23 protein-coding genes, 1 tRNA gene and 1 pseudogene are annotated in these 26,749 nt (G+C 66.2%); 11 read left to right on the top strand and 14 right to left on the bottom strand.

What is annotated here, in order from left to right; translation table 11 throughout:
* Positions 1 to 2: 2 nt before the first annotated feature.
* Positions 3 to 1,640 (bottom strand): thiamine pyrophosphate-binding protein, encoded by a 1,638-nt coding sequence (locus CAL13_RS15415; protein ID WP_086073678.1) that lies wholly within the window; start codon positions 1,638 to 1,640, stop codon positions 3 to 5.
* Between the two features lie 180 nt (positions 1,641 to 1,820).
* Here CAL13_RS15415 and CAL13_RS15410 point away from each other — a divergent pair, with 180 nt between their 5' ends.
* The 4 genes from CAL13_RS15410 to CAL13_RS15395 all read left to right on the top strand — a co-directional run bounded on the left by CAL13_RS15410 (position 1,821) and on the right by CAL13_RS15395 (position 4,017).
* The gene (locus tag CAL13_RS15410) at positions 1,821 to 2,843 is read left to right on the top strand and encodes a LysR family transcriptional regulator (RefSeq protein WP_086072859.1); all 1,023 of its coding nucleotides are present in this window, start codon (positions 1,821 to 1,823) and stop codon (positions 2,841 to 2,843) included.
* Positions 2,844 to 2,913: 70 nt separating this feature from the next.
* Positions 2,914 to 2,990: transfer RNA gene (locus CAL13_RS15405), tRNA-Arg, on the top strand.
* Positions 2,991 to 3,089: 99 nt separating this feature from the next.
* Positions 3,090 to 3,416: an NIPSNAP family protein gene (locus CAL13_RS15400; RefSeq protein ID WP_086058174.1), complete on the top strand. Its 327-nt coding sequence runs from the start codon at positions 3,090 to 3,092 to the stop codon at positions 3,414 to 3,416.
* An 82-nt stretch (positions 3,417 to 3,498) separates the two neighbouring features.
* A complete protein-coding gene (locus tag CAL13_RS15395) occupies positions 3,499 to 4,017 on the top strand; it encodes a hypothetical protein (RefSeq protein WP_086072858.1) in 519 nt (172 codons plus the stop codon).
* Between the two features lie 32 nt (positions 4,018 to 4,049).
* Here the strand turns inward: CAL13_RS15395 and CAL13_RS15390 are convergent, their stop codons facing one another.
* The gene (locus tag CAL13_RS15390) at positions 4,050 to 5,003 is read right to left on the bottom strand and encodes a GlxA family transcriptional regulator (RefSeq protein WP_086072857.1); all 954 of its coding nucleotides are present in this window, start codon (positions 5,001 to 5,003) and stop codon (positions 4,050 to 4,052) included.
* Between the two features lie 115 nt (positions 5,004 to 5,118).
* Between CAL13_RS15390 and CAL13_RS15385 the strand changes: the two are divergent.
* The 7 genes and pseudogenes from CAL13_RS15385 (at position 5,119) to CAL13_RS15355 (ending at position 13,532) form a co-directional block, all read left to right on the top strand.
* Positions 5,119 to 5,918, top strand: a pseudogene (locus CAL13_RS15385) (SDR family NAD(P)-dependent oxidoreductase).
* Between the two features lie 59 nt (positions 5,919 to 5,977).
* Positions 5,978 to 7,189, top strand: coding sequence for an MFS transporter (locus CAL13_RS15380; RefSeq protein ID WP_086072856.1), 1,212 nt, complete (start codon positions 5,978 to 5,980; stop codon positions 7,187 to 7,189).
* A 99-nt stretch (positions 7,190 to 7,288) separates the two neighbouring features.
* Positions 7,289 to 8,011, top strand: coding sequence for a response regulator transcription factor (locus CAL13_RS15375; RefSeq protein ID WP_086072855.1), 723 nt, complete (start codon positions 7,289 to 7,291; stop codon positions 8,009 to 8,011).
* Positions 8,008 to 9,525 carry a sensor histidine kinase gene (locus CAL13_RS15370; RefSeq protein ID WP_086072854.1) on the top strand — a complete coding sequence of 506 codons (1,518 nt, stop codon included), beginning with the start codon at positions 8,008 to 8,010 and terminating at the stop codon, positions 9,523 to 9,525. Before CAL13_RS15375 ends, CAL13_RS15370 begins: the two co-directional genes overlap by 4 nt.
* 147 nt (positions 9,526 to 9,672) lie before the next feature.
* Positions 9,673 to 11,301: a glucosamine inositolphosphorylceramide transferase family protein gene (locus tag CAL13_RS15365; RefSeq protein WP_086072853.1), complete on the top strand. Its 1,629-nt coding sequence runs from the start codon at positions 9,673 to 9,675 to the stop codon at positions 11,299 to 11,301.
* Positions 11,302 to 11,845: 544 nt separating this feature from the next.
* Positions 11,846 to 12,628, top strand: coding sequence for a response regulator transcription factor (locus tag CAL13_RS15360; protein WP_086072852.1), 783 nt, complete (start codon positions 11,846 to 11,848; stop codon positions 12,626 to 12,628).
* Positions 12,629 to 12,869: 241 nt separating this feature from the next.
* Positions 12,870 to 13,532, top strand: a complete 663-nt coding sequence (locus CAL13_RS15355) for a helix-turn-helix transcriptional regulator (RefSeq protein WP_086058165.1) — start codon at positions 12,870 to 12,872, stop codon at positions 13,530 to 13,532.
* 102 nt (positions 13,533 to 13,634) lie between these two features.
* Here CAL13_RS15355 and CAL13_RS15350 read toward each other — a convergent pair whose 3' ends face one another.
* The 12 genes from CAL13_RS15350 to CAL13_RS15295 all read right to left on the bottom strand — a co-directional run bounded on the left by CAL13_RS15350 (position 13,635) and on the right by CAL13_RS15295 (position 26,715).
* A complete protein-coding gene (locus CAL13_RS15350) occupies positions 13,635 to 14,882 on the bottom strand; it encodes a glycosyltransferase WbuB (protein WP_086073677.1) in 1,248 nt (415 codons plus the stop codon).
* Positions 14,879 to 15,439: a putative colanic acid biosynthesis acetyltransferase gene (locus CAL13_RS15345; RefSeq protein WP_086058164.1), complete on the bottom strand. Its 561-nt coding sequence runs from the start codon at positions 15,437 to 15,439 to the stop codon at positions 14,879 to 14,881. The genes CAL13_RS15350 and CAL13_RS15345 overlap by 4 nt, the downstream gene beginning before the upstream one ends.
* Before the next feature lie 11 nt (positions 15,440 to 15,450).
* Complete coding sequence (locus tag CAL13_RS15340) at positions 15,451 to 16,338, bottom strand: glycosyltransferase family 2 protein (protein WP_086058163.1); 888 nt, start codon at positions 16,336 to 16,338, stop codon at positions 15,451 to 15,453.
* Positions 16,335 to 17,489 (bottom strand): glycosyltransferase, encoded by a 1,155-nt coding sequence (locus tag CAL13_RS15335; protein ID WP_086058162.1) that lies wholly within the window; start codon positions 17,487 to 17,489, stop codon positions 16,335 to 16,337. Before CAL13_RS15335 ends, CAL13_RS15340 begins: the two co-directional genes overlap by 4 nt.
* Positions 17,482 to 18,834, bottom strand: coding sequence for an O-antigen ligase family protein (locus CAL13_RS15330; RefSeq protein ID WP_086058161.1), 1,353 nt, complete (start codon positions 18,832 to 18,834; stop codon positions 17,482 to 17,484). Before CAL13_RS15330 ends, CAL13_RS15335 begins: the two co-directional genes overlap by 8 nt.
* 9 nt (positions 18,835 to 18,843) lie before the next feature.
* Positions 18,844 to 19,761 carry a glycosyltransferase family 2 protein gene (locus CAL13_RS15325; protein ID WP_232467671.1) on the bottom strand — a complete coding sequence of 306 codons (918 nt, stop codon included), beginning with the start codon at positions 19,759 to 19,761 and terminating at the stop codon, positions 18,844 to 18,846.
* Positions 19,762 to 19,769: 8 nt separating this feature from the next.
* On the bottom strand, positions 19,770 to 21,086 hold the full coding sequence (locus tag CAL13_RS15320; protein WP_086072850.1) for a lipopolysaccharide biosynthesis protein: 1,317 nt from the start codon (positions 21,084 to 21,086) through the stop codon (positions 19,770 to 19,772).
* Positions 21,087 to 21,160: 74 nt separating this feature from the next.
* A complete protein-coding gene (gene fcl, locus CAL13_RS15315) occupies positions 21,161 to 22,114 on the bottom strand; it encodes a GDP-L-fucose synthase (protein WP_086058158.1) in 954 nt (317 codons plus the stop codon).
* Between the two features lie 4 nt (positions 22,115 to 22,118).
* Positions 22,119 to 23,231, bottom strand: coding sequence for a GDP-mannose 4,6-dehydratase (gene gmd / locus CAL13_RS15310; RefSeq protein WP_086058157.1), 1,113 nt, complete (start codon positions 23,229 to 23,231; stop codon positions 22,119 to 22,121).
* 160 nt (positions 23,232 to 23,391) lie between these two features.
* The gene (locus CAL13_RS15305; protein ID WP_086058156.1) at positions 23,392 to 24,816 is read right to left on the bottom strand and encodes a mannose-1-phosphate guanylyltransferase/mannose-6-phosphate isomerase; all 1,425 of its coding nucleotides are present in this window, start codon (positions 24,814 to 24,816) and stop codon (positions 23,392 to 23,394) included.
* Entirely contained in the window at positions 24,813 to 25,316 is a 504-nt protein-coding gene (locus CAL13_RS15300; RefSeq protein WP_086072849.1) for a GDP-mannose mannosyl hydrolase, read from the bottom strand. Before CAL13_RS15300 ends, CAL13_RS15305 begins: the two co-directional genes overlap by 4 nt.
* Positions 25,306 to 26,715, bottom strand: a complete 1,410-nt coding sequence (locus tag CAL13_RS15295; protein ID WP_086059512.1) for an undecaprenyl-phosphate glucose phosphotransferase — start codon at positions 26,713 to 26,715, stop codon at positions 25,306 to 25,308. The genes CAL13_RS15300 and CAL13_RS15295 overlap by 11 nt, the downstream gene beginning before the upstream one ends.
* Positions 26,716 to 26,749 lie beyond the last annotated feature (34 nt).

Raw genomic sequence — 26,749 nt, 5'->3', positions numbered from 1 at the left:
GCTTACCCCGCGTCCGGCCGCGAGATAGCGGGCGCCGGCATCCCTTCGATCATGACGTTCAGGCAGGCGGGCAGTCCCGATTCATGCGCCTCGTTCAGGGCGGCCGGCACTTCGCGGGGATCCGTCACCAACTTGCCGAAACCGCCGAAGGCCGCCGTGACCGCGTCGTAGCGCGCCGGCAGCAATTCGCAGCCGATCAGCCGGTCCGGACCATAGTCGCGCAATTGGATCTGGTATTCCGCGTTCCAGCGCGCATCGTTGCCGACAATCGCCACGAAAGGCAGCTTGTAGCGCACGGCCGTGTCGATTTCCGCACTGTGAAAGCCGAAGGTGCCGTCGCCCATCACCGTGACCACCGGCGCCCCGGGACGCGCCAGCCGGGCGGCCAGCGCAAAGGGCAGGGCGGCTCCGATCGCGCCCGCCACGCCGTTGATGATGCGCGCCGGCGCGGACAGGCAGGCCTGGGCCCATTGGCCGATTTCGCCGCCATCGGAGATGAACACCGAGTCCGGGTGGCTGTCCAGCAGTTGCTGGACGGGCGCCAGGGCCTGCACCGGATGCATGCGCCCCGGCAGGGTGGACGCGGCGCTGCGCCATGCGGCCGGACGATAGGCGATCGCGGCGCGCACGTCGCGCGTCCAGGCATCGTGCCAGCCCGTTGCCGCGGCGCTGGCACGTACCAGCGCGTCCAGGCCCGACTGCACATCGGCCAGCGCCCATTCGACCAGGCGCGAACCGACGGCGCGCCGCGTGCGTTCCAGTTCGTCGGGGTCGGCGTCCACCTGCAGGAAATCGCAGTCCGCTCCAATGGCCGGGGGCTTGCCGAACTTCAGCGTGAAGTCCAGCCGCTTCCCAAGCAGGAGAATGCAGTCCGCCTGGGCCAGCATTTGCGAGAAAGCGCCTAGGCTGGGGTCGCCGACGCCACGCGGGCTTTCCATGCCGATGACCGGGATCCCGCAGGCCGATTCCAATTCGCGCGCTCGCGCCAGTGCGGCGCCGCGCATGGCTGCCGGGCCGGTCAGAATCAGCGGCCGTCTGGCCTGTTGCAGGCGGCGGATCAGCGAGGCCGCGGTGTCGTCCGCCAGGGCTTGCGGCACCGGTTCGAACGATTGCGGCCGTTCGACCGGCTCGCACGCCGCTTCCAGCACGTCGGTCGGCAGGCCCAGGCTTGCCGGTCCGGGCCGACCCGAGCGCGCCACGCGGATGGCCTTGCCGACGTCCGTCGCGATCGCGTCGGCGCTGGCGACGGTGGCCGACCATTTCGTCAGGGGCGCGGCGACGTCGGCCTGCTGCATTTCCTGGAACGCGCCCATGCCGATCTGGTTGTTCGGCGCGTGGCCGGACAGCAGCAGGACCGGGGCTTCCGCCATCTGGGCTGTGTAAAGCGCCGAGACCGCATTGGCATGCCCGGGGCCTCCCGTCACCATCGCCACGCCGATCTCACCCGTCAACCGGGCCCAGGCATCCGCCATATGCACCGCCGCCGCTTCGTGGCGCACGTGAATCAGCTGGATATCGGCATCCAGGCAGGCGTCGAACACCGGCATGATGTGATTGCCCGAAAGCGTGAAGATGCGCTTGACCCCGGCGCTCGCCAGGGTCCTCACCAGCGCATCCGCCCCATTGCGTGATCGGGTCATGATGCTGTCTTCCTCCGATAGTCGTATGGCGGCGCACCGCCTGCGGCTTTTATTTCCGCCGTGCTGCGCCGGCGGCCAGGCGCCCATTGTCGCGGCTTCATCTATAAAGTAAAAGCCAAGACTTCTTCCGTTGAGCAAAAGCCCTTCTTGATGTGCAACCCGGGGAGGGCCGGGCCGGCCATGTCCTCCATACGCACCCTGAAGACGTTTCTCGCCGTCGCCCGGCACGGCACCTTTGCCGCTGCGGGCAAGGAAATCGGGCTGACCCCCGCCGCCGTGGGATTGCAGATCAGGGCGCTCGAAGAAAGCCTGAACTGCCAGCTGTTCGACCGCAGCGCGCGCGCTGCCGTGCTCAATCCCGCCGGACGCGCCCTGGTGCCGGAGATCGCCGACATCGTCCGCCGTTACGAGCTCCTGGGCGCCCAGGCGGGGGCCGACGGCATGTCGGGCACGGTGGTGGTGGGCGCGCTGGTTTCCGCGCTGATGGGCGCTTTCGCCGATGCGCTGTGGACGGTGCGGCAGCGCTACCCCCGTCTGGACGTGCGGCTGTTCGCCGGCCTTTCCAGCGACTTTGCCATGCGGGTGGAACGCGGCGAGCTGGACGCCGCCATCGTGACGCAGTCGCCGCGTCCGCTGTCGTCGAATCTGGTGTGGACACCGCTCTACACCGAACCGATGATTCTGATCGTTCCGCGCAAGCCGCACTTCCCGCTGACGGACGACGTGGACGCCATGCTGGCCGATGCGCCCTTCATGCGCTTCGACCGCAACACCTGGACAGGCATCCTGGTGCAGGACGTGCTGGACGCGCTGGCGGCGCAGGTGCGCGACAGCATGGAATTGAATTCGGTCGAGGCCATCATCGAGCTGGTGCGCCATGGCTTCGGCGTGTCGATCGTTCCCCGGCTCGCGAACGTGGATTGGGAACGGGACCGCGCACTGCGCGTCGTGCAGCTGCCTGCCATCGACGTCCAGCGGCGTGTGGGCCTGCTCGAACGCGCGCGGCATAGCCGCACGCTGTTCACGGAAGCCATCAAGGAATACTTCAGCCAGGCATCCAGGCAGGGCAAACCGGGGCGCCGCAGATCCCGCCATGCCGTGGCGCCGGCCGAACTTTCTGCTATAGTTGCGGCCTTTCCCGCCACGCGGCGGCCCGTTGCCGGGAAACCGGTACGGAAGCGCGGCGAAGGGCAGGGGACTTGAAGGGAAAGATTTTCGTGCTATAATCTTTCTTCTTTACCGAACGTCGATCGCAAGAGAGACGCTAGGAAATGCGCCCGTAGCTCAGTTGGATAGAGTACTTGGCTACGAACCAAGGGGTCGTGGGTTCGAATCCTGCCGGGCGCGCCAATATTTGCCGCTGGGCATCCGAATGGGTGCCAGGCGGAACAAACGGCTTGAAGGTTATCCTTCAAGCCGTTTTTGTTTGCGCGCTTGGGAGATGACGAAATGATCGTTGAAATGCGTGTCTATCATTGTGCGCCGGGCCGGCTGCCAGCCCTGCACGATCGCTTCACCGGGATCACCCTGGATTTCTTCAGGAAGTACGGCATCGAGCCCATTGGCTTCTGGACGACGGTCGCCGGGCCCAGCAATCAAAGCCTGACCTATCTGCTGAAGTGGGAGAGTCTGGCCGAGCGCGAGCAGAAGTGGAACGCGTTCCAGGCCGACCCGGAGTGGATCCGTCAGCGCAACGCGACCGAGGCCGAACGCATCATTGTGGAGCGCATCGAGAACCAGTTCCTGGCGCCCACGTCGTACTCGCCTCTGCGCTGAATCCGAGCGCCGGCTTCCCCCATCTGCCGTTCGCAAGGCATGTGCTTTGCTGCGGTTCCCGGTTTTCTCCGGGAGACGCATCATGGATACAGGTCGCGATGGGCGCACGGTGACGCATGATGGCAGCCTTTACCAGTTTCGGACGGTGGAGCAGGCTGCCGGCTTTTTCCGAGGCATACAGGAAGGAAAGAGCGTGGAATCGTGCCGCCAGCGCTGGCGGCCGAGCATGGTCAGGGTGGCGGCCGGTCCAGGCGGCGCTGCGGGCGCGGCGGGGGGCACGGCCCTTGCTGAACCCGGGCATCGCGCCGCCCAGCGGCGCATTTCCATTGCCGTATCGGAGAATGCCATGGACCAGAACAAGCCCGATCAACAGCCGGATTCCAACGCCGCGCGCGGCGGCATGTCGCAGGCGGAACGCGAACGGCACGAGCGCTCGATGCCGCCGTCATCCACGCCCTCCAACGAAGGCCCCGTGCGTCATCGCGCCACCCGCATGGACGGCAATCCGAGCCCGGTTCCCAGCGATGACGACTCATCCGGCCTGAAGCCGCGTGACGACACCCCTTCGGTGCTGCCGACCAAGCAGGGTCCTCGCACCTAGTTGGAACTGCGCCGCTTTTGCGGGACGTTTCTTCAGGCGCCGGCCGCCGGCGCCACATCCCGCCGCAACGATTGCGGCGGCACCCCAAACCCCCGCATAAACACTTCTCGCATATGGCGCCGGTCGCGAAACCCGGTTTCGCGCGCGATGACTTCCATCGGATGGCGGCTGCGCTCGATCATCAGGCGCGCCGCCTCCAGCCGCAGCCCCTCGATGGCCTTGGCCGGTGACTGTCCCGTTTCCGCGGTGAAGACCCGGCTGAACTGGCGTGGACTCAAATTCGCCTGCGCGGCCAGAACTTCCACGGTAAGCGGCTTGTCGAGATTCTTGCGCGCGTAGTTGAGCGCGTTCTGGATGCGGTCGGACCTGGGCGCCAGATCCAGCATTTCCGAATGCTGCGACTGGCCGCCAGACCGGTGCTGGTGCATGACGAGTTTGTGCGCCACACTGCGCGCGATATCCGGGCCCAGGTCTTTTTCCACCATCGCCAGCGCCAGATCCAGGCCAGCCGTCATGCCGGCTGACGTCCACAGCGGTCCATCGACGATATAGATGCGGTCGCTTTCCACCTGGACGTCCGGAAAGCGCCTTTGCAACGCATCGGCCGACGCCCAGTGCGTGGTGGCGCGCCGCCCGGACAGCAGGCCCGCCTCGGCAAGCGTGAAGGCGCCGGTGCAGATGGCTGCGACGCGCCGGGCATGGCGGGCGGCCCGCTGCACGAAAGCGCGTTCCCGCGGCGGCGAGGGCTGCTCCGTCGGATTGAGCACGCCGCCGAGAATCCACGTATCGGCCCGCGTGGACGGGCCCACGCCGCGCGTGGCGACCAGCACGCCGGACGACGCGCGCACATTGCCTCCCCCCAGGGAGTAATGCGCGATCTCGTAGAAGCGGTCTTGCGCCACCAGGTTCGCGAATTCGAATACCGATTGGGTGGCCAGCGACATCAGCTGAAAACCGTCTTTGACCAGGTAGGCGACCTTGTGCATTTCGCGTTCCGTCCGGAATGTCCGAAAACACGACCCTAAACGTCATTTGAGAAATCGGCAAGCCTGCCTAAGATGCCTGCATCGCAACCAACCACGCGCACGCAGGAGTCGCATCATGGCCCAAACCCAACCCGGCACCGCGCTCATCACGGGCGCTTCTTCCGGCATCGGCGCGATCTACGCCGATCGTCTCGCCCAGCGCGGCTACAACCTGATCCTGGTGGCGCGCAGCCGCGAACGGCTCAACCGGCTGGCCGAGCGCATCACCACGCAAACCCGCCGCACGGTGGAAGTGCTGCAAGCCGATCTGGGCGACCCGGCGTCGCTGGCCCAGGTGGAAACGAAGCTGCGGGAAGATGCCAGCATTACGCTGCTAGTCAACAACGCCGGCATTGGAACGCACACGCCGCTGCTTGAAAGCGGCATCGACGCCATGACGGGCATGATCGCCCTGAACGTGACCGCGCCGACACGCCTCGCCTACGCCGCCGCGCCCGGCTTCGTGGCGCGCGGCAAGGGCGCGATCATCAATATTTCGTCCATCGTCAGCATTGCGCCGGAGCTGCTGAATGGGGTGTACGGGGGCAGCAAGGCATATGTCCACGCCTTCAGCCTGTCGCTGCATCACGAGCTGGGCGGCAAGGGCGTTCGCGTCCAGGCCGTCTTGCCGGCGCGACGGCGACGGACTTCTGGGCGACGGGCGGACTGCCGGTGGAGCAACTGGATCCCTCCATCGTTATGCCGGCCGAACAGATGGTGGACGCGGCGCTGGTCGGTCTGGATCGCGGCGAGCTCATCACCATCCCATCGCTCCATGCGGCCGAAGCGTGGGATGCCTACGAGGCCGCGCGGCAGAAGCTGTTGCCGCTGCTGTCCCGCAATACGCCCGCGCCGCGCTATCTCGACGGGCGTTGACCGCAGCCGGTCTTCGAATCCGGACACAGCCGATCCCAGATACGTACAGGAGATTCATCATGAGCGATAGCGTTGCGGCCGCCGAGCCGGGCGCAGTGGAAGCAGCCCCGCCCGCGGGCACGCTGGTTCCCGCGCTTTTCTTCGCGCTTGGCACATTCGCCATCGGCACCGAGGGATTCATGATCGCGCCCTTGTTGCCGAAAATGGCAGCCGATCTCGGCATGGGCGTGCCCGCGGCCGCCAGCCTGGTGATCGTCTTTACGCTGGCGCTGGCGATCAGCTCGCCGCTGACCACGCTGCTCAGCGGGCGCTTCAACCGGCGCGACACCCTGGCGGCCGCCATGGCGGCGTTCACCCTTGCGAATATCGTCGCCGCGTTTTCCAGCGGGTTCGGCGTGCTGCTCGCGGCGCGCCTGATGATGGCCGTCGCCGCGGGGCTGTACGTGCCCAACGCCACTGCGCTGGCGGGCGCGATTGCGGGCCCGGCGCGGCGCGGCCGCGCGCTCGCCATCGTCAGCGGCGGCGTGACCATCGCCATCGCGCTGGGCCTGCCGTTCGGCGCGCTGGTGGGGCACGCGTTCGGCTGGCGGTCGACCTTCCTCGCGGTGGCGGCGATGGGCATCGTCGCCTGTGCCGGCGTCGTCCTGGGCGTGAGCCGTCAGGCGGGCAAGGAGCTGCCCGTGGCCAGTCTGACGCAGCGCGTGGGCGTCATCGGCCAGGCCGCCGTGCGCCGGCTTCTGGCGGTGACGCTGTTCTGGGCCATCGGCGCCTACGCGGTTTACCCGTTTATCGCGCCGTACCTGACCGGCGTGCTGGGCTATGGAGAAGCCGGTATCGGCGCGACGGTATCGCTGTGGGGCGTATCGGCGGCGATAGGGGTCATGAGCGGAGGCGCGTTCGCCGACCGTTTCGGCGCGCGCCGTGTGGTCGCCGTCACGCTCATTCTGTTGGCGCTGTCCTTCTGGGCACTGGCCCTGGCGGGGGCCGGGCTGCCCAGGGCCGCCGCTTCGGTGCTGGTACCGGTTGCCATCGTCGTGTGGGGCGTCAGCGTATGGGGGTTTTTCCCCGCGCAGATGGCCCGCCTGATTGCCGCCGGCGCGCCGGCCCAGGCCCCCGTGGCCCTGTCGCTGAATACCTCCACGATGTACCTGGGCTTTTCCGCCGGCAGCGCCGCGGGCGCAGGCATCCTGCAGACCGGGACCTTGTGGGGCATCGGCCTGTTCGGCGGCCTGGCCGTGCTGGCCGCGATCGCGGCGGACCGGCGGATCTAAATAAATCGTGATAATCGGCGGCCAGATGGCCGCCATGACGGATGCGTGGGCGAAAATAGCCGCCGTGGGGCGGTCTTCGCCCCTTCTGCGACATCCGCCATGACTGCTTCGAAACGCATCCTCATCGTCGAGGACGACGCGCATATCGCCGAGCTGCTTCGCCTGCACCTGAAGGACGAAGGCTACGATGTGGTCCATGCCGCCGATGGCGGCGCAGGGCTGCGTCTGCTCGAAGGCGGCGGCTGGGACGTGCTGGTGCTCGACCTGATGCTGCCGGGCGTCGATGGCCTCGAGATTTGCCGGCGCGCGCGCGCCATGACGCGCTACACGCCTATCATCGTCACCAGCGCCCGGTCCAGCGAGGTCCACCGCATCACCGGCCTGGAATTGGGCGCCGACGACTATCTGGCCAAACCGTTTTCCATGCTGGAACTGGTTGCGCGCGTGAAGGCGCTGCTGCGCCGGGTGGAGGCGCTGGCGCGCGATGCGCGTCTGGAAGGCGGCGTCCTGGAGGCGGCGGGCTTGCGCATCGACCCCATCGCGCGTCAGGCCTCGATCGATGGCAGGGCGGTGGACCTGACGCCTCGCGAGTTCGACCTGCTGTATTTCTTCGCGCGTCATCCGGGCCGGATATTTTCACGCATGGACCTGCTCAATCATGTGTGGGGCTACCGGCACGACGGCTACGAACATACGGTGAACACCCATATCAACCGCTTGCGCCTGAAGGTGGAGGCGGATCCGGCGGACCCGCGCCGCATACTCACCGTGTGGGGCAAGGGCTACCGCTTTGCGCCTTCACCGGAAGGGAATCCCTCGTGAGCCGCCTGAGCCTGTCCCAGCGGCTGTCGCTGGTCTTCGCTCTGCTGCTGGCGGCGTGTACGGCCGCCGCCGCGTGGCTGCAGATCGGCGCCAGCCGCCTGCGCGAGGAAGAAGCCGTGCAGCGGCTTTCCAGCGGCCTGGCGCAGCATATCGCCGATAGCGCGCCGCTCATGGATGCGGAGGGGCTGCGGCGCGACGCGGTGCGCCAGCTGTTCGACAAACTGATGGCGGTGAATCCCAGCGTGGAGGTCTACCTGCTGTCGGCCGATGGCCGCATCGTGGCCGATGCGGCGCCGCCGGGACACGTCAAACGCGATCGCGTCGACCTGCATCCGGTCCGCCGGCTGCTTGCCGGCCAGCCGCTGCCCATTTTCGGCGACGACCCGCGCAGCGAGACGGGCCGCAAGGTCTTCAGCGCGGCGCCGCTCGTGGTCGAGGGCCGCGAGCAGGGATATGTGTACGTCGTCCTGCAAGGCGAACGCCGGGATGCGGTGGCCGCGCCGCTGGCGGCAAGCAGCGTCATGCGCACCACGCTGCTGTCGCTCGGGCTCGTGGCGCTGTGCTGTCTGATCGCCGGCTTGGTAGCCTTCGGCCTGATTACGCGGCCCCTGCGCCGGCTGACCGCCGCCGTGCGCGGCTTCGATGGCAACGAGGCGGCCGCCACTGCCGCCTTGCAAGCCGCGCCCGCGCATGCCGTGGCGGGCGCCGGCGGCGACGAGATCGTCGTGCTGGAGCAGGCCTTCCGACAGATGGCGGCGCGCATCGCCGAGCAATGGCGAGAGCTCAACCGGCAGGATCAGCAGCGGCGCGAGCTGCTCGCCAATATCTCGCATGACTTGCGAACACCGCTGACGTCCCTGCACGGTTACCTGGAAACCTTGCTGATGAAGGCCGATAAACTGGCCGCCGCGGAGCGCCGCCGCTATCTTGAGGTGGCGCTGGCGCAAAGCCGGAAGGTTGGCGGGCTGGCGCAGTCCCTGTTCGACCTGGCGCGGCTGGAGTCGGGCCTGATCCAGCCGGACAGGGAAACCTTCGTCCTGCCGGATCTCGTGCAGGACGTCTTCCAGAAGTTCGAGCTTGCGGCGCAAGCCCGCGGCATACGGCTGAATGCCCGTTTCGAACGAAACCTCCCAGCGGTCGAAGCCGATGTCGGCATGACCGAACGCGTGCTGACCAACCTGCTCGACAACGCCATCCGGCATAGTCCATCGGGCGGTTGCGTGGACGTTTGCATGACGCCCGCCGATGGCGCCGTTCAGGTGAGCGTGAGCGATGACGGTCCGGGCATTCCCGAACCGCTGCGCGCCGGGCTGTTCGAGCGCGTTTCTCCGTGGAGGGCCGGTGGGGAGCAGGCTGGCGGCTTCGGCCTTCTGACGGTGCACCGCATGCTCGCACTGCATGGCTGCACGATACGGCTGGCGCCCGGCCGCGCACGCGGCGCGGTCTTCGAGTTCTCCCTGCCGGCGGCGGCCTGCGTGTCGACAACCTTGGAGGCAGGACCTGTACATCGATAGATGTAGGGCCGTGCTTTCGACCTAGAAATCCGCAACGAGGTGATCGCTCGTCCGTCCTAGGGTGAACGCATTCTGGAGCTCACGCATTACTGCGCGCACTATCTCCCCGTCAGTAGGTATGACGTGAACGCTCGATACGGATAGGACATGGACAAGAAGACCGTTGCGTTGCTCGTGAATGCCACGGAACAGGCGGGGTGGATTCACGAAGTTGCGAAGTGGCTGTCGCGTGAGCATGACTTTCACGTCGCGGCCCTGATCGTCGCCCGGGACGACGAGCCAGACAGCACCCGCGCGCTCCCGTGGACGCGTGATCCGCTGGGTACCGTCGCCAGGCTCGAGAGCCGGATGCTCGAAACGCGGCATCGCGCCCAGCTGGAGCCGCGAGACCTGCGGGCGTCGCTTCCCGAGCAGACGCCGCTGTTCGAGCTGGACGTGCAGGCGGGACCGGGCGGGCGGGTGGCGTCCGATCCGGATCAATTGCAGGCGCTCATGGCGTTGCGGCTGGACGTCGTCCTGGTTCTGGGCGCGCCCGCGGTACGCGGCCAGTTCGCGTCGTTGCCCACCCATGGCGTCTGGATGCCGGTGCACTCGGACCTCAAGGACCAGCGCGATGTCGAGCATGCGGGATTCTGGGAGGTCTACCAGCGCGCGGACCATACCACCGTGAAGCTGTGGCGCCTTGGGGCAACCGAGCAGGCCGACGAGCTGCTCGATTCGCGCAGCTTCAACACCGAAGTGTTCTGGCTGAAGAACCGGGCGCGGGCGCTGAGCCTTGGCAACCTGATGATGTTCGACATGCTGTCAGCCCTGGCCCAGCCGGAACGGCGTCGCCAGCCCGCATCGTCGCTGCAGATTCATACCGCGATGACCAGGCCGCGCCCGGCGCAATGGGACGGCGCCGCCTACCTGGCCCGGCAGGCGTGGCTGGCTTCCAGCATGGTGCTGCGCCGTGCCATGAAGCGCAATGTCCGCTGGCGCATCGGCATGTGCCCGACCGGCCGGCAGGAGGTGGTCACCTCCGACGCCGCGGTGCTGGTGCCGCCCAAGGGGCGCTTCTTCGCGGACCCCTTCGTCTACACCCGCGACGGCCAGCCCTACATATTTTTCGAGGATTATTATTTCCGCGAGCGGAAGGGCAAGATTTCGGTGGCCACCTATATCGATGGGGCGTTCCGCTTTCTGGGCGTGGTGCTGGATCTACCATACCACCTCAGTTTCCCCTTCATATTCGAGTTCGAGGGCGGGACCTATATGGTCCCGGAAACCTGCGGTAACCGAACCATAGAATTGTGGAAATGCCGCGAATTTCCGCTCAAGTGGGAGCTGCACGCGACCCTGATGAATAACATTTCGGCGGTCGATACCATCGTTTTCCCTTACGGCGGGCGTTGGTGGCTCTTTACCAATATCGACCGCACGGATGGGGTGAGCCATTGCGACGAGCTGTTCGCTTTTCATGCGGACCGCCCCGACGCCACGGTCTGGACGCCCCATGCGCTGAATCCCATCGTCAACAGCCCTGTGAAGGCGCGCAACGCCGGCATGATCATGACGCCCGAAGGCACCGTGATCCGCTGCGCCCAGACGCAGGGGTTTCTCCATTACGGCAAGGGCGTATCGCTCAACCGTATCGAGGTATTGACGCCGCAGACGTACCGGGAAGCGGACGGGCCGGTGCACTATCCGAATTTCCTGCGCAAACCTTTCGCGTCGATGCACCATTGGCATCATCACGGCGGCCATACGGTCTTCGACTTTGCATTTATGGAATAACAAATACCGACAAGCGTTACCGCAGGTAGCTCTGGCGCACGCCGTTCCGCGCCAGCGGCATTAATGCGGCGGTCCGCACAATGCAGTAGCCGCGTACCGCCGCTCCCCCTTGTAAACCCGCATGAATAAAGCCACAGGAGCTCAACATGACGTCTCAACTCGTGCTGCATCGCTTGCAAACGCTTGCAGGTAGACTCCATTCAAAACCTGTTTAGTTCCGGTTTTAAACCAGCGCGGCGCGGCTGTTTATTGATGTGGAAAAAATCAGGAAGCCTGGCGGCGGTTCGTTGATTGATACTAACGGATGACTTCGCTTCCTGTCGGTTTATGTCGATTGGAGAAGCTTGATTTTGCCAAAGCCTGCCCATAACATGAGTGCGTCATCCAAACGATGACTACTCAAGTTTCGGTCGGTTTCGCCAACATCTCGTCCATGCGGTCGGCAGGCACACCGAACAAGAAAACTAAACCGCCGTGTGTTTGCGCTACGTACCATTCACTGCTGCACTCTCGTTGCATCTGATGATGTCCTATGGGGAAAGCTATGTCGAAAATGGTCTTGATCGAAGCTCATCCACTCTTGAGGCTGGGCTTGCGTCAAATTCTGGGCAAGGTTGAAGGCGTGTGGGAAATCGTCGGGCTGGACCTGGCGAATCTGGATGAAGCGGCGGAACAAAACCGCGGTGCCGAATTGCTGATTTTCGGTCTGCCGATCGAAACCGAAACCGGTTGGCAGGCTCTGGCCGACGTGCGCAGGGTTCTCGCGCCCAAACGCATCCTCCTGCTGGTGGACAACATGCCGATGCAGGCGTTGTCCCGTCTGCCGGAGGGGAGCATTCACGGGTGCCTCATGAAGACGGCTTCGATCGAGGTGCTGGAGGCCGCGATCAGGCTCGTGATGGCCGGCGGCCAGTGCTTCCCGAGCGGACAGATGGCGCAGGCCGCCTCGACCGCCGAGACGCCTGCGCCGGCGGTGCACCACATGCCCGCCGCCAGCGCCATGGCCCCGGCCAGCGATGCCGATCATCGCACCGCCCCCGCACCGAAATCTGCGATGCCCATTACGGCAGGGGCGCAGCTTCTGAAGATCACTCCGCGGCAGTATGAGGTGCTCGTGCTGTTGTCGCGCGGCTATCCCATCAAGAGGGTCAGCCGCATGCTCAATATCTCGGTTGCGACGGCCAAGACGCATGCCTGCACGCTGTATCAGCGGCTGCAGGTAAAGAACAAGGGCGAAGCGGTATATACGGCCTTGCAGCGCGGCGCGACGCTCGATTGGGATGCAGGAGGCGCGAACGGATCCAACTACGAGCGCAACCGGATCTAGCGACGCGAGGACCCACGCGGGTTCATGGAAAAGCAAGCCTGTCGACGTCGTCGCGGCTTGCTTTTTTCATTGGGTTTTCGACGTTCGCGGCACCATACGTCGGCCGTCATCCGCACGACGGAGAGTCACAGGGACGCGCCGCTGCTACGATGCCACAGGCCGTTCCCGAGCGAGCCGTGATCGATCCGATCCCGTGTGAGTTGCCGGGACGCTCCGCACATCGTGAAGAGGCTCCCGGCGAATGACTACCGTCCTGATCGAGGAATACGCCATTCTGCGCATCGCCATCCAGCACATCCTGGAAACGGCACGCAGTCCAGAAAGCGTCATGGCGATGGCGCCGCAGAAGTTGAACGAGATGTCGTTGTCTCTTGCGCGGCCGGTAGAGCTGCTGGTCCTCGGCATCACCGGCATGACGGACAACGACCTGCACATGCTCTCCACTTCCATGTCCCTGCTCCAGCCGCGCCATACCCTGGTGCTGCATGACGCGCTGGATCCCCGCTTCCTGATGGAATCGGCGCGCGGCGGCGTCTGCGGCCTGCTGCCGAAATCGTCCACGCCGGAAGCGATTACCGCGGCCGTGCACCTGGTGCTCGCAGGCGGGCAGTGTTTTCCACGCACGATCGTGGAAGCGACGCAGTCGGCGCCGCATATGCCGGGACGCGGCCACGCGGCCATACGCATGCTGACGCCGCGCCAGGAAGAGATCCTGCGGCTGCTGGCCAAGGGCCGCACCATGCGCGAAATCAGCCGTGAGATCGGTATATCCGTGGCGACGGTGAAAAGCCATGCACGCACGCTGTACTGGAAGCTCAACGCGCGCAACCAGGCCGAGGCAGCCTACATCGCCGTGCAGGAAGGCTTGCTGAAGGATGAGCGCGGGGAAGAGCCCCCCGGTTGATGGCGCGGCCGCCGGTGGTGGGGCTGGCGGGTCTTCCACCGCCGCGGGGCGGCGCGTGATCATGCCCGCGGGGCGGGTAAGCTCACGCTTCGGCGCAGCCCTTCAGGGCGTGCCGTGCAGCGCGGCGCCGGGGGCGCACAGCGCGATAAGCTGGCGTTCGAAGCGGTCCAGGACCATTTCGGTATCGAGCTGGGTCTGCGCATAGCGCAAAGCGGCGTCGCCCAGCGTGCGGCGCAGCGCCGGAGACTGGGCCAGGCGCAGCAGGGCCCGCGCCATTGCACGGGCGTTTTCCGGCGCAACGACGCGCCCGCACTGGGAAACCACGGCGGCCAGCTCGGTGCCCGGCGCAGCGCCGCAGATCACCGGCTTGCCGCTGGCGAGCATCCCGGTGAGCTTGGAAGGCATGACCAGGTCGGCCGCGCCCGCGCGCTGAGGAAGCAAATGGATATCGGCCGCGGCCAGCAACGCCGGCAGCCGTTCCGCGGGCTGCAGGGGCAGGAAATGGACGTTGTGAAGGTCCGCGCAGCGGTTCACGAGTTCCGCGCGCTGCGGACCGTCGCCGCAGTACACGAAATGGATGTCCCGGCGGCGGGCAAGCAGCCGCGCCACCTCCGCAAGCGTCTCCAGCCCCTGCTTGCGGTTCATATTGCCCGAGTACATGGCCACGATGGCGTCGGGCGGTATGCCCAGTTCCGCGCGATAGTCGGCCGCGGTGCGGCCGGCGCGGGCGCCCGCCACGTCGATCCAGTTGGGCAGCAGGATGAGCCTCGTTTCATCGACCCCCTTGTCCCGCGCGCGGGCCAGCATGCGCGATGAGATCGTGGAGACGCGGTCGAAGCGGCGCATCAGCCAGCGCTCCATCGCGCCGACCGCTCGGCGCAGGCCTTTCCCTTTGAGCAGGCCCAGCTCGAAGGCGGCATCGACTTCGTAGTCCTGGATGTGCAGCCATGCGCGCGCCCCGCACAGCCGCGCCAGCGCGACCGCCGCAGGCGCGCAGAACAGCGGCGGCTCGACCACGATGATGACGTCCGGGCGGCGCGCCGCGCTGGCGATCAGCAGCGGCAAGCTCGATAGCGCGAAGGTGGCGAGGTGCAACAGCCGTTTGGCTCCGCCCGGCCGCTCCGGCACCCACAACGGCGCCCGGCGCACCGTCACGCCCTGCCAAGTTTCCCTGGCGTAACGGCCGGCCCGATAGCCCGAGTGGACGCGCCATTGGGGGTAATAGGGCGGCGCCGCGATGGCGGTGACCTGGTGTCCGCGCGCGGCCAGCCAGGCCGCCATTTCGCCGGTGTACTTGCCGGTGCCGGTCAGCTCGGGGGCGAAGTTGATGCCGTAGACGACGATCTTCATACGCCCGTCCGCACGCGTGGCCGCACCGGCCGGCAGGGCGTGCCGTGGCATACCATGTTCGGCGGCATGTCCTTGAACACCGAGCTGCGTGCGCCGACGACGGCGTTCTGGTGGATGGTGACGCCGGGCGCGATGAAGACGTCGGTGGCGATCCAGGCGCCGTCCTCGATCACGATGGGGCGGCCGCGGATCGGGAACTCCGGCAGGGCGGCGTCGTGATCGCCGGCGCACAGGTAGCTGCGCTGCGAGACCACCGCGTGATGGCCGATACGGATGTCCGCAAGGCTGTAGAGCACCACGTCATCGCCCACCCAGGAGTAGTCCCCGATGCTGACCTTCCATGGGTACGTGATGCGCGCACTGGCGCGCACCAGCACCTTGCACCCCACCTTGGCCCCGAACAGACGCAGCAGGAAGCGCCTGAAGCCGTAGGCGAACTGTGGCGAGTACCGGAACGCCGTGCTCTGCACCATCCACCACAGCTGCACGTAAAGGGCATTGCGGCCTCGGAAACCGGCCGGCATCTGGAACTGGTTGAGCCGCTGAAAAGTGTCCATGGCACTCGTCCTCAATGGGTCCCGTCGCGCACGGGCTCAGTGCCGCCGCCCGGGGTGGCAGCGGCCATCGCGGCTTTCAGTTCCCGCGACTTCAAGCCGATCTGCCAGTAGTACATCGCGCGCGCCACGGCATAGTCCAGTCCCACCTTGCCGTCCAGGAAGCCCAGGCGCAGCACGTAGCAATGCAGGAACGCCGCCGGCGCCTTGAAGGGCATGGCATTGAACATGCGCTTCATGGCGCCGCGCAGGCCGATGTTGGCCTCGCGCGGATCGTTGAGCAGGCCCTTGACCCGCAGGCTGGCTTCCCAGTCGGAATAGCGGTTGTGCTTGTCGAAATAGTGGTAAAGCCCGTCGTGGTCGTGGTGCGCCATGCGGTTCCTGAGCAGGAAGAGCTGCCCGTCCACCTGCGGCTGGTAGTGGCCTTCGACCTCCCACATGTTGGCGACGTCCAGATCGTTGTAGTCGAGAAAACGGGCGCGGTCGCGGGCCAGCAGCACCAGCTTGTACACGCGATGCCCGTGATTCAACCGCCGGCCGCAGAACACATAGTCGAAGCCGACGAAGGCCCCCCCGGCGCCCTGGCTGAAGCGCGGCAGGCAGTCGCCGATCTCGCGCGCCAGCTCCGGCGTCATCACCTCGTCGGCGTCCACGTACAGCACCACGTCGTGACTGAAGGGCAGGTTCTCCAGGCACCATTGTTTTTTCTTGGGGTACCTGCCGTTCCACTGGAAGGGCACCACACGCGCCCCCAGCCGGGAGGCCATTTCGACGGTCCGGTCCGTGCTGGCGGAGTCGACCACGAATACCTCGTCGAAGTCGGCCAGGGCGCGCAGGCATTTTTCGATGTTGCGCTCTTCGTTCTTCGTCATGACGATGACGGAAACCGGGATGCGGTTCATGTGCGTGCTCCTACGCGGTCCAGCGCATGCTTGCGCAGCAACGGCTGGAAGAGATCGGCGACGTTGCGGCAGTGGCGTTCCAGGGAGAAGTCCTCGGCGCGTTGCGGGCCCAGGTCGGACAGGTGCTCGCGCCGCGCGGCGTCCCGGACCAGGGACCGGATGGCTTCGGCCACCGCGGCCGCGTCGCCCACGGGCACCAGCTCGCCGAACTTGCCGTCCTCCAGGATTTCGGCCGGACCCGAGGGACAGTCGGTCGCCACGACGGGCACGCCCAGGCAGAGCGCCTCCACCAGGACGATGCCGAAGCTCTCGCGCTCGGACACCGATACGAAGATGTCCGCGTCGGCCAGCAGCGGAAACGGGTTGTCCACGTGGCCGGCCAGCCGCACCGTCGAGGCCGGCTGCCGCTGCGCGATCATGGCTTCCAGTTCCTGGCGCTGAGGTCCTTCGCCGATGATCGTGAACACGATGTCGGGGTCGTTCAGCAGGTGCGCGGCCTCGATCAGCGTTTTGAATCCCTTGTTGGGCACCAGCCGCCCGACGGAGACGACGTGGATCTTGCCCGGGCGCGCCACGATGGGGGTGGCTGCGCTGGCTTGCGTCCGCACGTCGTCCAGCGGGATGCCGTTGTAGATGTGCCGGCACTTGTCGCGCAATGCCGGCACCATCGCCACCAGGTCCCGGACGACGCCCCGCGAGACGCCCACGACGTCGTCGTGGGCGCCGTAGCACAGGCGCAGCATCAGCCGCTTCAGGCCGCCCAGGCTGGTGGCGCGGTAATGCGCCGAGGGGCTGTTGTGTTCGAACGCCACGGAACGGAAGCTGCCGGGGCTGAGCAGGCGCGCCCCGGCCACCAGAATGTTGCAGAACAAGCCATGCGAGCACACCACCGCCGGTTTTTCGCGGCGGATGGTCGCCAGCAGCCGGATCAGCCCCCAGGGCGCGGCGAGCTGCATGGCGCGGTTGCCCATCTTGCGGGCAATGCCGCGCGTCACCCGGGCCTTGGTGGGCGCGAACTCGTGCTCGATTTCGCGCATGCAGAACAGCGACGTCGTCAGGCCGTGCCGCGGCAGCTCCTCGAGCATGAAGTACACGCACCGGCCTACGCCGCCGCGGTGGAGATCGGGGACGACGAACAGAATATCAACCATGGTGCGGCAACCTCGGAAAGGCGGGTTTGCCGGGCGTCGGCCCGGGAACGGTCGGGCGCGGGTCGCGCCGGGGCGGCCAGGCGGGTGCGACAGGTTGCACCGGCGCGATCGGCCCCACATGCGTGGCATATGGTGAAGGCATGGGTCGATAGTTGCGTAGCAGGGAAAGGCAGTAGCACAGGAGAAAGCCGGTCAGCGCCGTCTTGGGCGCATAGGCCAGGCCGCCCGACATCGAGTCGATCAGGATGTAGATCGGGGCGCCGGCAATCAGATAGCGGCGGTGCATCTCCAGGGCCGGGTCGCCGTAGCGGCGCCCCAGGGCCATGAGCATCAGCAGCAGGCACGGACCCATGATGATCGCCGTCCCGACGATGCCGAACTTCATCAGGTAGAAAGCCCAGGAGTTGTGCGCGAAGGTGCTCAGTTCGAACCCTTCCTCGCCCATCACCCAGCTGCGGAAGCCGGCCCCGTGTCCGAACATCGGCTTTTCCCGCCACAGCTTCATCTGCCCTTCGTATTCCTGCACGCGTGCGCCGTAGCTGGAGTCCTCGTCCAGGGTTTCCACCGTGAGCACGCGTTGCGCCAGGACGTCCAGGTAGCCGATGGCATAGAACACGAGCAGTCCGGCGATGATGGCCGGCGCGAAGAGCAGCGTGGCCTTGCGCAACGCGCCCACGCGCGCACCCAGCAGCACGGCGATGGTCACCGTCAGCGCCAGCTGCAGGTACTGGCTTCGATTGAGCGAGAACACCAGGGCCAGGAACATGAACATCATGAACAGATAGGCTGTGCGCGACTTCAAGCCCAGTTCTTCCCGGAAATAGAGGATGGAGACGATGGACATGGGCAGGATCCAGATGCCCAGATTCACGTCGCGGACGGGGTCGACCGTGCTGAAACCGATCAGCTGCTTGATCAGCATCAGGGAAGACACCGTCATCCCGGAAAAGACGATGGTCCATTGCAGCTTGCGGTAGGCCTCCAAGCTGTCGATGTCCTTGTAGCAAAGGTACGGCGTGGCCAGGAAGTAGAAGACGATCCGCAGGTCGCGCGCGACGTCGCCGGTCTCGATACCGGGCGGCGGCGGCGCCTTGAACAGCAGGTAGGCGGTGACCAGAAGGTTCAGCCCCATCAGCACCGCCACGCGCGGCGGCGGCAGGGTATAGGCCTGACCGTCTGCCAGCCGCAGGAATTTGACGAATACGATCGCCACGAATATCAGGTCGAAGGAGGACAGCTTGAACCCGCCCACGGCGATGACCAGCGATTCGTTGCTCAGCGCGAGCGCGCTGAACACGAAGGCGCAAAGCAGGGGCAGGGTGGATATGTGCCGATAGCGTTGCATGGCCCGCCCCTAGTGTGCATGCCAGTCGTCGCGGCCGGCGACCTTGTGCACCAGTTTGTCCAGCAGATAGTCCAGGTCGCCCTGGCGCGCGTGCGCGGCGACTTTGGCCGCGCGGCACGACAGTCCGAAGAACCGCCCCATGCCGGGCTCGGTGGCGCGGATGTCGCTGATGATCTGTTCGCGCTCGCGCTCAAGCACGTCCTGCAGCAGCGCCGTCTTGGTCTCCTCGTGCGCCGTATACACGCCCATGGCGCCCGGCACGATGACGTTGGGGCCATCGCGCAGCAGCCGGCTCCACAGTTCCAGGTCCATGCAATAGCGCATCTCCTCCTTCAGCAGGCCATGCCGTTCCAGGCAATCCCGCCGGAACAGCGCGACCTGGTTCGGGATGGAGGCCCGCACCACCGTCAGCTTGGCCCGCGTAAGGGGGATGTAGTAGACGTGCCGGAATATCCGATTGTCGCCATCGGCGATATAAAGGTGCCCGTTCACGATGGGCGGCCTCCGCTTGGCCGCGACGCGCCCGAGCTTGATGAGGGCCCCCGGAAAGTAAAGGTCGTCCGAGTTCTGCCAGCCCACATAGTCGCCGGTGGCCATGGCGAACCCCTTGTTGATCGCGTGCGACTGGCCGCGGTCCGGCTTGCTCTCCCAGTAGGTCAGGTACGGCTCGTACTTGCGGATGATGTCCACGCTGCCGTCGGTGGAGCCGCCGTCCATGATGATGTATTCCAGGTTGGGATATCCCTGGTTCAACACCGACAGGATGGTCCGCTCCAGAAAGCGGGCCTGGTTGTAGGAGGGCGTCACCACCGTGATCTTCGGCAGGTTCGTGTCCGGTGGCGGTGGCGGCACTTGCAGGCGGCTGACGAAGTCGACCAGGGTTTGGGTGGATTTCAGATGGCGCTTGCGCATCAGGGACCTCAGCATCTTGGAAACTACCGTGTTGCGGTTGGAGCGGGTACGTAGGCTGGCGGGCGCGACTGCCGCAGCGCCAGGTAAATCCCCCACAGCGTGGTGACGGAATACGCGATGCGCGCCCACCCTGCCGCGCTTTCGCCGACAGGGGCGACCAGCATGAAAAGCACGCAGACCATGCTGACGCCGGCCAGGCCGTTGAGCACCGCGACGGCGCGGCTGTTGCCCATGCCGAGCAGAGAAAAGTGCGCGACGACGTTCAGCGACAGCAGCCCTGCCGCCAGGATCAGCAGCCGGAACGTGTCGAGATGCGCGGGACTGTAGGCGTGACCGAGCATCAGCGACAGCAGCGGCGCGCTCAATGTGAGCGCCGCGGCCGAACCCAGCACCGACAGGGTCAGATTGACGGCCATCAGGCGCCGCACTTCGCGTCCGACGGCGCGATCGCCGTCCGGACGGGACGCCAGATGGCTGACCCTGGGCATGGTCTTCTGGAAAACGGCGACCGAAGCGGTATGGATCATCTGACCCACCTGAGCGCCGATGGTGTAGATCGCCAGCGTGGCGGGCCCCAGCAGCGAGCCCACCAGGATGCGGTCGACCGAGCCGAACGCCACGGCGCTCAGGCTGTTCAGCCATGACCAGCGCGAGAACCGGAACGCGTCGCCCATGGCCTTGCGGTCGGGCAGGGGCCGAACGACGGCATGGCCATCCCGGCGCGCGAACAGGTGCATCTTCAGCAGCCCGGTGGCCAGCAGGCCGCCCGCCTGGGTCAGGCTGGCCAGTGTGGGCGATTGCGTCAGCATGGCGACCGTGCACGTGACCGTGTAGGCGGTGAAGCGCCCGCCAACTTCGCACAGCGCCGTGGTGGCGAAGGCTTCGCGCCCCTTCAGGCAGCCCGTGAAAAGCTGGTCGAACTGCTGGCTCAGATAGACGGTGATCGCGGGCAGCGCCAGCGTGGACACCGGGATGCCGCCGAAGGTGGCGGCCGGCCACAGCCACGATACCGCGCCCCATACGGCGAGCGCGACGGCCACGACGAAGATCAGCGCGCAACCCACCAGCGCGAAGCTGACGCCGGCGCCGCGCATGGCGCCGCCCGGTTCATGCAGCCGTTCCGATACCAGCTTGGTTCCCGTCACCGCGGCGCCCAGATTGGCCACATTGCCGAAGCCCGCCAGGGCCATGATCATCGCAAACTGTCCGAAGCCGACGGTGCCGAGCTGGCGCAGCAGCACCGGCGTGGCCGCCAGCGCGATGAGCGGACCCAGCCCGTACTCCATCAACCCCCAGAACGAGGCGTTGCCGGCGATGTATTTCCTGACGAGCGCACGCATGAACGCGAATCCCCCTGTCGGTTTGCGCTGGGCCCTGTCGAAAGACCCGCCTCTCGAAACGCCGCCGGCCTTGCCTAGGCCAGCGGCAGCGCCTGCCCGGCGGCATGGCGCAGATAGTCGTGGTAGGTGGCCTCTATGCCCTGGCGCAGCCCCATTTCGGCGCGCCATCCCAGCGCCTGGACGCGGCTGACGTCCAGCAGCTTGCGTGGCGTGCCATCCGGCTTGCTCGTGTCGTAGACCAGATCACCCTGGTACCCCACCACCTGCGCCACCAGCGCGGCCAGTTCGGCGATGGAGACGTCCGTGCCGACGCCGATGTTGTAGACCCCTTCGGCCGCGTCCGATTCCATCAGCATGACGCAGGCGCGGGCCAGGTCATCGACGTGCAGGAACTCGCGCCGCGGCCGTCCGGTGCCCCAGATCGTCACGGTGGGCGCGCCCTGTTCGCGCGCCTCGTGGAACTTGCGGATCAGCGCCGGCAGGACGTGGCTGTTGTTCAGGTCGTAGTTGTCGTTGGGCCCGTACAGGTTGGTCGGCATGGCGCACAGATACCGCGTGCCGTACTGCCGGTTATAGGCCTCGCACAGCTTCAGCCCTGCGATTTTGGCGACGGCATAGGGCTCGTTGGTCGGCTCCAGAGGACCGGTCAACAGGGCGTCCTCGCGCATCGGCTGCGGCGCCATCTTGGGATAGATGCAGGAAGAGCCCAGGAACATCAGGCGCTTGACCCCTGCCGCGAACGCCGCATGGATCACATTGCATTCCATCATCAGGTTGCGGTACAGGAAGTCCACCGGATATGTGTTGTTGGCGAGGATGCCGCCCACTTTCGCCGCCGCCAGGTACACCGTGTCGACGGGCTGCGTGCAGAAGAAGCGGTTGACCTGGTTCTGGTTCTCTAGATCCAGTTCGTGATGCGCGCGCGTGACGATGTTGCGATAGCCGCGCCGGCCCAATTCGCGCACGATGGCGGAACCCACCATGCCGCGATGGCCGGCCACGAATACGTGCTGGTCGAGGTCTGCCATCTCGCTACTCCTTGTAGGCGTAGACTTCGTAGCCGTTCTGCTCGACCAGCGCATCGCGCTGCGCTTCCTTCAGGTCGGCGGCGATCATTTCCTTGACCAGCCCTTCGAAGGTGGTGCGCGGCGTCCAGCCCAGTTTTTCGCGGGCTTTGGTCGGGTCGCCGAGCAGGGTTTCGACTTCGGTCGGGCGGAAGTAGCGCGGGTCCACGCGGACGATGACCTGGCCGGGTTTGACGGCGTCGTAGGCGGGACTGAGCAGCACGGTCGCCGTCTCGTTCACTCCCTCGCCTTCCCATGCGAGCAGCAGTCCCAGCTCGCGCGCGGCCACGTTGATGAAGTCGCGTACGCTGTACTGCATGCCGGTGGCGATGACGAAGTCCTCGGGCTTTTCCTGCTGCAGCATCATCCACTGCATTTCGACGTAGTCGCGCGCATGGCCCCAGTCGCGCTTGGCCGACAGATTCCCCAGGTACAGGCAGTCTTCAAGGCCGAGCGCGATGCGCGCCAGCGCGCGGGTGATCTTGCGCGTGACGAAGGTCTCGCCGCGGCGCGGCGACTCGTGGTTGAACAGGATGCCGTTGCAGGCGTACATGCCATAGGCTTCGCGATAGTTCACGCAGATCCAGTATGCGTACAGCTTGGCGACGGCGTAGGGGCTGCGCGGGTAGAAGGGCGTGGTCTCGCGCTGCGGCACTTCCTGCACCAGGCCGTAGAGTTCGGATGTGGAGGCCTGGTACAGCCGGGTACGATCCTCCAGCTTGAGGATGCGCATGGCTTCCAGCAGTCGCAGGGTGCCCAGCGCGTCGGCATTGGCCGTGTATTCCGGCTCCTCGAAGGAAACGCCCACGTGGCTTTGCGCCGCCAGGTTGTAGATCTCGTCCGGCTGCACCGCCTGCACGATGCGGATAAGGCTGCAGGAATCCGTCATGTCGCCGTGGTGCAGGACGAAGTTGCGCGGCGTCTTGTGCGGGTCCTGATACAGATGGTCGATACGGGCGGTGTTGAACAGCGAGGCGCGGCGCTTGATGCCATGCACCTCATAGCCTTTGTCCAGGAGGAACTCGGCGAGATAGGCGCCGTCCTGGCCGGTGATTCCCGTAATCAATGCCCGTTTTGGCATGGCTGTGTCCTTATGGCTGAGTGTTCGAGAAGAGTACTGAGGTCGCGCTGGCCGGTGTATCCGCCGGAAGGTCTAGGACGTCGTCGGCCCGCGCGGGCGCCGGCTCCGCGCCGGCTGGAAAAGAATGTCGCGCCCGCGCACGGGCGCGGCGCGGCAGCGGTCAGACCCGCCCGTACATATCTTCGAAACGGACGATGTCGTCTTCGCCCAGATAGGCGCCGGATTGCACCTCGATGAGTTCCAGCGGGATCTTGCCGGGGTTCTCCAGGCAGTGAACCTCGCCGAGCGGGATGTAGGTGGATTGGTTCTCTGTCAAAAGGAAAGTGCGGTCGCCATTGTGGATACGCGCGGTGCCGGACACGACGACCCAGTGTTCCGCGCGATGGTGATGCATCTGCGACGACAGGCGCGCGCCCGGCTTCACGGTGATGCGCTTGATCTGGTAGCGCGGTCCCTGCCCGATGGAGTCATAGGAACCCCAGGGGCGCTTGACCTCGCGGTGATGCGCCATTTCGCTGCGATGCTGGGTGCGGAAGGTCTCCACCACGCGCTTGACGTCCTGGGTATGGTCCTTGTGCACGACCAGAACGGCATCGGCGGTTTCGATCACGACGATGTTGTCGAGCCCGATCGTCGCCACCAGCCGGTTCGTTGCATGGACCAGGCAGTTGCGCGAGTCCTCGATGAGGACGTCGCCCGAAACCGAGTTGCCGTCCGGGCATTTGGCGGCGATGTCCCATACGGCATCCCATGCGCCCACGTCGCTCCAGCCGGCGTCCAACGGAACGGCCACAGCGCTGTCGGTCCGTTCCATGACCGCGTAGTCGATGGAGTCGCTGGGGCAGGCGGCGAAAGCCTCCGCGCCCAGCTTGAAGGCGACGTCGTCGCCCGTGCCGTCGCGCACGGCGGTGCGTACGGCGTCGAGCATGGCCGGCGCATGGCGTTCCAGTTCGTGCAGGAATACGGACGCCCGGAAGGCGAACATGCCGCTGTTCCAGTAATAGCCGCCTTCGCGCAGGAACTCCGCGGCGCGTTCGGCGTTGGGTTTCTCCACGAAGGCTTCGACGCGGTGCCAGGGCGCGTCGGACGGCGACGTGCGCAGGTAGCCGTAGCCGGTGAGCGGGGCCGTCGGGCGCACGCCGAAGGTCACCAGCGCGCCCTGGCTGGCGGCTTCATGGGCCAGGCGGAAGGCCTCGCGCAGCGCTTCGCCTTCTTCCATGACGTGGTCGGAAGGCACGACCAGCATGACCGGGTCGTCGCCGTCCCGTGTGGCCCGCAATACGGCGGCCGCGATGGCGGGCGCCGTGTTGCGCGCGCAGGGTTCGAGCAGCAGTTCCGCCTGCACCTTGGCCAGCTCCTGCATTTGTTCGGCGGCGATGAAGCGGTGCGCGTCGTTGCACACCAGCAGCGGGCGGTCGGCGCCGGCGGTATTGACCAGACGCATCACGGTGTTCTGCAGCAGGCTGCGTTCGCCGGTCAACCGGATGAACTGCTTGGGCAGCAGCTCGCGGGACAGCGGCCACAGGCGCGATCCGGATCCGCCGCAGAGGATGACGGGGCGAAACTCGGGGTAGGGTCGAGTCATTGATGTTGCTCCGTGAAGTATGCCTTGGTGTAGGGATGCACGTCCGCAGCGGCGGCGGCTTCCTCGGGGGTGTCCCAGCGATAGCCCAGGTGCTGGGTCGCGGGCAGCGAGGCGGGGAGCGATTCCTGCCCCAGCCGGGTCTCATAGGCCAGAACGACGTAGTGCGTGGCCATGCCGGGCTCGCCGGCGAAATTGACGTCGTAGAAGTGTTCGTACACGCCCTGGAAGCGCCATTGCGACGGCGGCAGCGCCACGCCCAGCTCTTCGCGCGACAGCCGCCGCAGGGCGTCGGCCAGCGCCTCGCCTTTGCGGATGCGGCCGCCCGGCACGAACCAGTGCCGTTGCGCGGGCGGGTTGCCGCGCAGGCCGAGCAGATAGCGGCCGCGCGGGTCGCGCACCAGAAGGTCGATGGAAACCAGCGGCAGCATGTCGACGGCCTGCCGGAATCGTTCGGGGCTCAGCCTGCCGGCGCTGGGAACAGCCTGCGCGTCAGAAGACATTTTTTCCGGTCCAGCCCGACAGGGCGGTCTTGGCGATGATGCGCAGGTCCATCAGGAAGGTCCAGTTCTGGATGTAGTACAGGTCGAACTCGACGCGGTCGCGCATCTTGTGGACCGTGTCGGTCTGCCCGCGGAAGCCGTTGACCTGCGCCCACCCGGTGATCCCCGGTTTGACGCGGTGGCGCATCATGTAGCGCGCGACCACGTCCTTGTATTGCTCGTTGTGTTCGAGCGCGTGGGGCCGCGGGCCGACCACCGACATTTCGCCGCGCAGCACGTTGATGAACTGCGGCAGCTCGTCCAGGCTGGTGCGGCGCAGGAAAGCGCCGATGCGCGTCACGCGCGAGTCGTTGCGCGTGGCCTGCGTCACCACGCCGTCCCGTTCCTTGTGGACGGTCATGCTGCGGAACTTGTAGACCTGGAATACCTTGCCGTCGACGCCGAGCCGCGCCTGCTTGAAGAGCACAGGCCCGCGCGACGTCAGCTTGATGGCGGCCGCGATGGCGAGCAGCAGCGGCGACAGGCCGACCAGCACGCAAAACGCGAATACCCGGTCGAACACTTCCTTCGCCATGCCGCGGATGCCCGCGGCCGGCAGACTGTTCAGTTCGATCGCCGGCACGCCCAGGAATTCATCGACCCGATGGCCGAGTAGCCGCACCGACATCACGTCCGGAATCCAGCGCACGTCGATGGGATCGTGCCGCAGGTGATAGATGGCCTCGCGCACCAGCTGGCTCGATTCGACCGGAAGCGCGATCCACACTTCGCGTATCTCATGCTTGCGGATGAAGGGAGACAGTTCGCTCAGCGAGTTCAGGTGATGGGCCTGGGCGGGAAGATGCTCTTTGGTATTGACGTAGATGCCCGCGATCTCATAACCGGAGCTGCGTGCGGCGGCAGCGCGGCGCCACAGGTCGTGTCCAAGCGTGCCGAAGCCGATCATCACCACGCGCTTGCGGTCCAGTCCCCGGTCGCGCGCCTCGCGGAGGATGCCGTGCACGACGAGGCGCACGCCGATCAGTCCGCCCGCCGTTCCCCCGTACCACACCAGCGCCCACAAGCGCGAGATCGCGCCCACCTGGTGATTCAGGAAGCTGATGAGAATCGCCATCGCGAACACGACCGTCCATGCCGCGAGACTTCGGATGGACAGATCGAAAAGGCTGCGGCCGCGCCACGATGTGTACAGCCTGAATGCCGGAAAGACCGCCATGGTGCCGAAGCTGCACAGATACACCAGCATCGCGTGGATGGGCGCGATGTCCGGCCCCTGGCGCGCATCCAGCCACGATGTTGCTGCCAGCCCCACCGCCGCGACGATGGCGGCATCGGTCAGCCTGTACAGGACGCTCGTATCGGCAAGTCTGCCCGAGACATTCACCGACGACGTATTCATGACGTGCTCCAGAGTGATTCGATCGGCGTCGCTG

Source organism: Bordetella genomosp. 9, assembly GCF_002119725.1.
GTDB lineage: Bacteria > Pseudomonadota > Gammaproteobacteria > Burkholderiales > Burkholderiaceae_B > Bordetella_C.
This window is presented reverse-complemented; position numbering and strand designations above follow the sequence as displayed.

What these genes read in the sequence shown, in the direction of transcription:
- CAL13_RS15380 (WP_086072856.1), top strand. Translation starts at nt 5,978, where the DNA reads ATGAGCGATAGCGTTGCGGCCGCCGAGCCGGGCGCAGTGGAAGCAGCC.
- CAL13_RS15355 (WP_086058165.1), top strand. Translation starts at nt 12,870, where the DNA reads ATGACTACCGTCCTGATCGAGGAATACGCCATTCTGCGCATCGCCATC.
- CAL13_RS15400 (WP_086058174.1), top strand. Translation starts at nt 3,090, where the DNA reads ATGATCGTTGAAATGCGTGTCTATCATTGTGCGCCGGGCCGGCTGCCA.
- CAL13_RS15320 (WP_086072850.1), bottom strand. Translation starts at nt 21,086, where the DNA reads ATGCGTGCGCTCGTCAGGAAATACATCGCCGGCAACGCCTCGTTCTGG.
- CAL13_RS15395 (WP_086072858.1), top strand. Translation starts at nt 3,499, where the DNA reads ATGGATACAGGTCGCGATGGGCGCACGGTGACGCATGATGGCAGCCTT.
- CAL13_RS15335 (WP_086058162.1), bottom strand. Translation starts at nt 17,489, where the DNA reads ATGGTTGATATTCTGTTCGTCGTCCCCGATCTCCACCGCGGCGGCGTA.
- CAL13_RS15390 (WP_086072857.1), bottom strand. Translation starts at nt 5,003, where the DNA reads ATGCACAAGGTCGCCTACCTGGTCAAAGACGGTTTTCAGCTGATGTCG.
- CAL13_RS15350 (WP_086073677.1), bottom strand. Translation starts at nt 14,882, where the DNA reads ATGAAGATCGTCGTCTACGGCATCAACTTCGCCCCCGAGCTGACCGGC.
- CAL13_RS15325 (WP_232467671.1), bottom strand. Translation starts at nt 19,761, where the DNA reads ATGCTGAGGTCCCTGATGCGCAAGCGCCATCTGAAATCCACCCAAACC.
- CAL13_RS15410 (WP_086072859.1), top strand. Translation starts at nt 1,821, where the DNA reads ATGTCCTCCATACGCACCCTGAAGACGTTTCTCGCCGTCGCCCGGCAC.
- CAL13_RS15415 (WP_086073678.1), bottom strand. Translation starts at nt 1,640, where the DNA reads ATGACCCGATCACGCAATGGGGCGGATGCGCTGGTGAGGACCCTGGCG.
- CAL13_RS15365 (WP_086072853.1), top strand. Translation starts at nt 9,673, where the DNA reads ATGGACAAGAAGACCGTTGCGTTGCTCGTGAATGCCACGGAACAGGCG.
- fcl (WP_086058158.1), bottom strand. Translation starts at nt 22,114, where the DNA reads ATGGCAGACCTCGACCAGCACGTATTCGTGGCCGGCCATCGCGGCATG.
- CAL13_RS15330 (WP_086058161.1), bottom strand. Translation starts at nt 18,834, where the DNA reads ATGCAACGCTATCGGCACATATCCACCCTGCCCCTGCTTTGCGCCTTC.
- CAL13_RS15300 (WP_086072849.1), bottom strand. Translation starts at nt 25,316, where the DNA reads ATGTCTTCTGACGCGCAGGCTGTTCCCAGCGCCGGCAGGCTGAGCCCC.
- gmd (WP_086058157.1), bottom strand. Translation starts at nt 23,231, where the DNA reads ATGCCAAAACGGGCATTGATTACGGGAATCACCGGCCAGGACGGCGCC.
- CAL13_RS15340 (WP_086058163.1), bottom strand. Translation starts at nt 16,338, where the DNA reads ATGAACCGCATCCCGGTTTCCGTCATCGTCATGACGAAGAACGAAGAG.
- CAL13_RS15295 (WP_086059512.1), bottom strand. Translation starts at nt 26,715, where the DNA reads ATGAATACGTCGTCGGTGAATGTCTCGGGCAGACTTGCCGATACGAGC.
- CAL13_RS15305 (WP_086058156.1), bottom strand. Translation starts at nt 24,816, where the DNA reads ATGACTCGACCCTACCCCGAGTTTCGCCCCGTCATCCTCTGCGGCGGA.
- CAL13_RS15375 (WP_086072855.1), top strand. Translation starts at nt 7,289, where the DNA reads ATGACTGCTTCGAAACGCATCCTCATCGTCGAGGACGACGCGCATATC.
- CAL13_RS15360 (WP_086072852.1), top strand. Translation starts at nt 11,846, where the DNA reads ATGTCGAAAATGGTCTTGATCGAAGCTCATCCACTCTTGAGGCTGGGC.
- CAL13_RS15345 (WP_086058164.1), bottom strand. Translation starts at nt 15,439, where the DNA reads ATGGACACTTTTCAGCGGCTCAACCAGTTCCAGATGCCGGCCGGTTTC.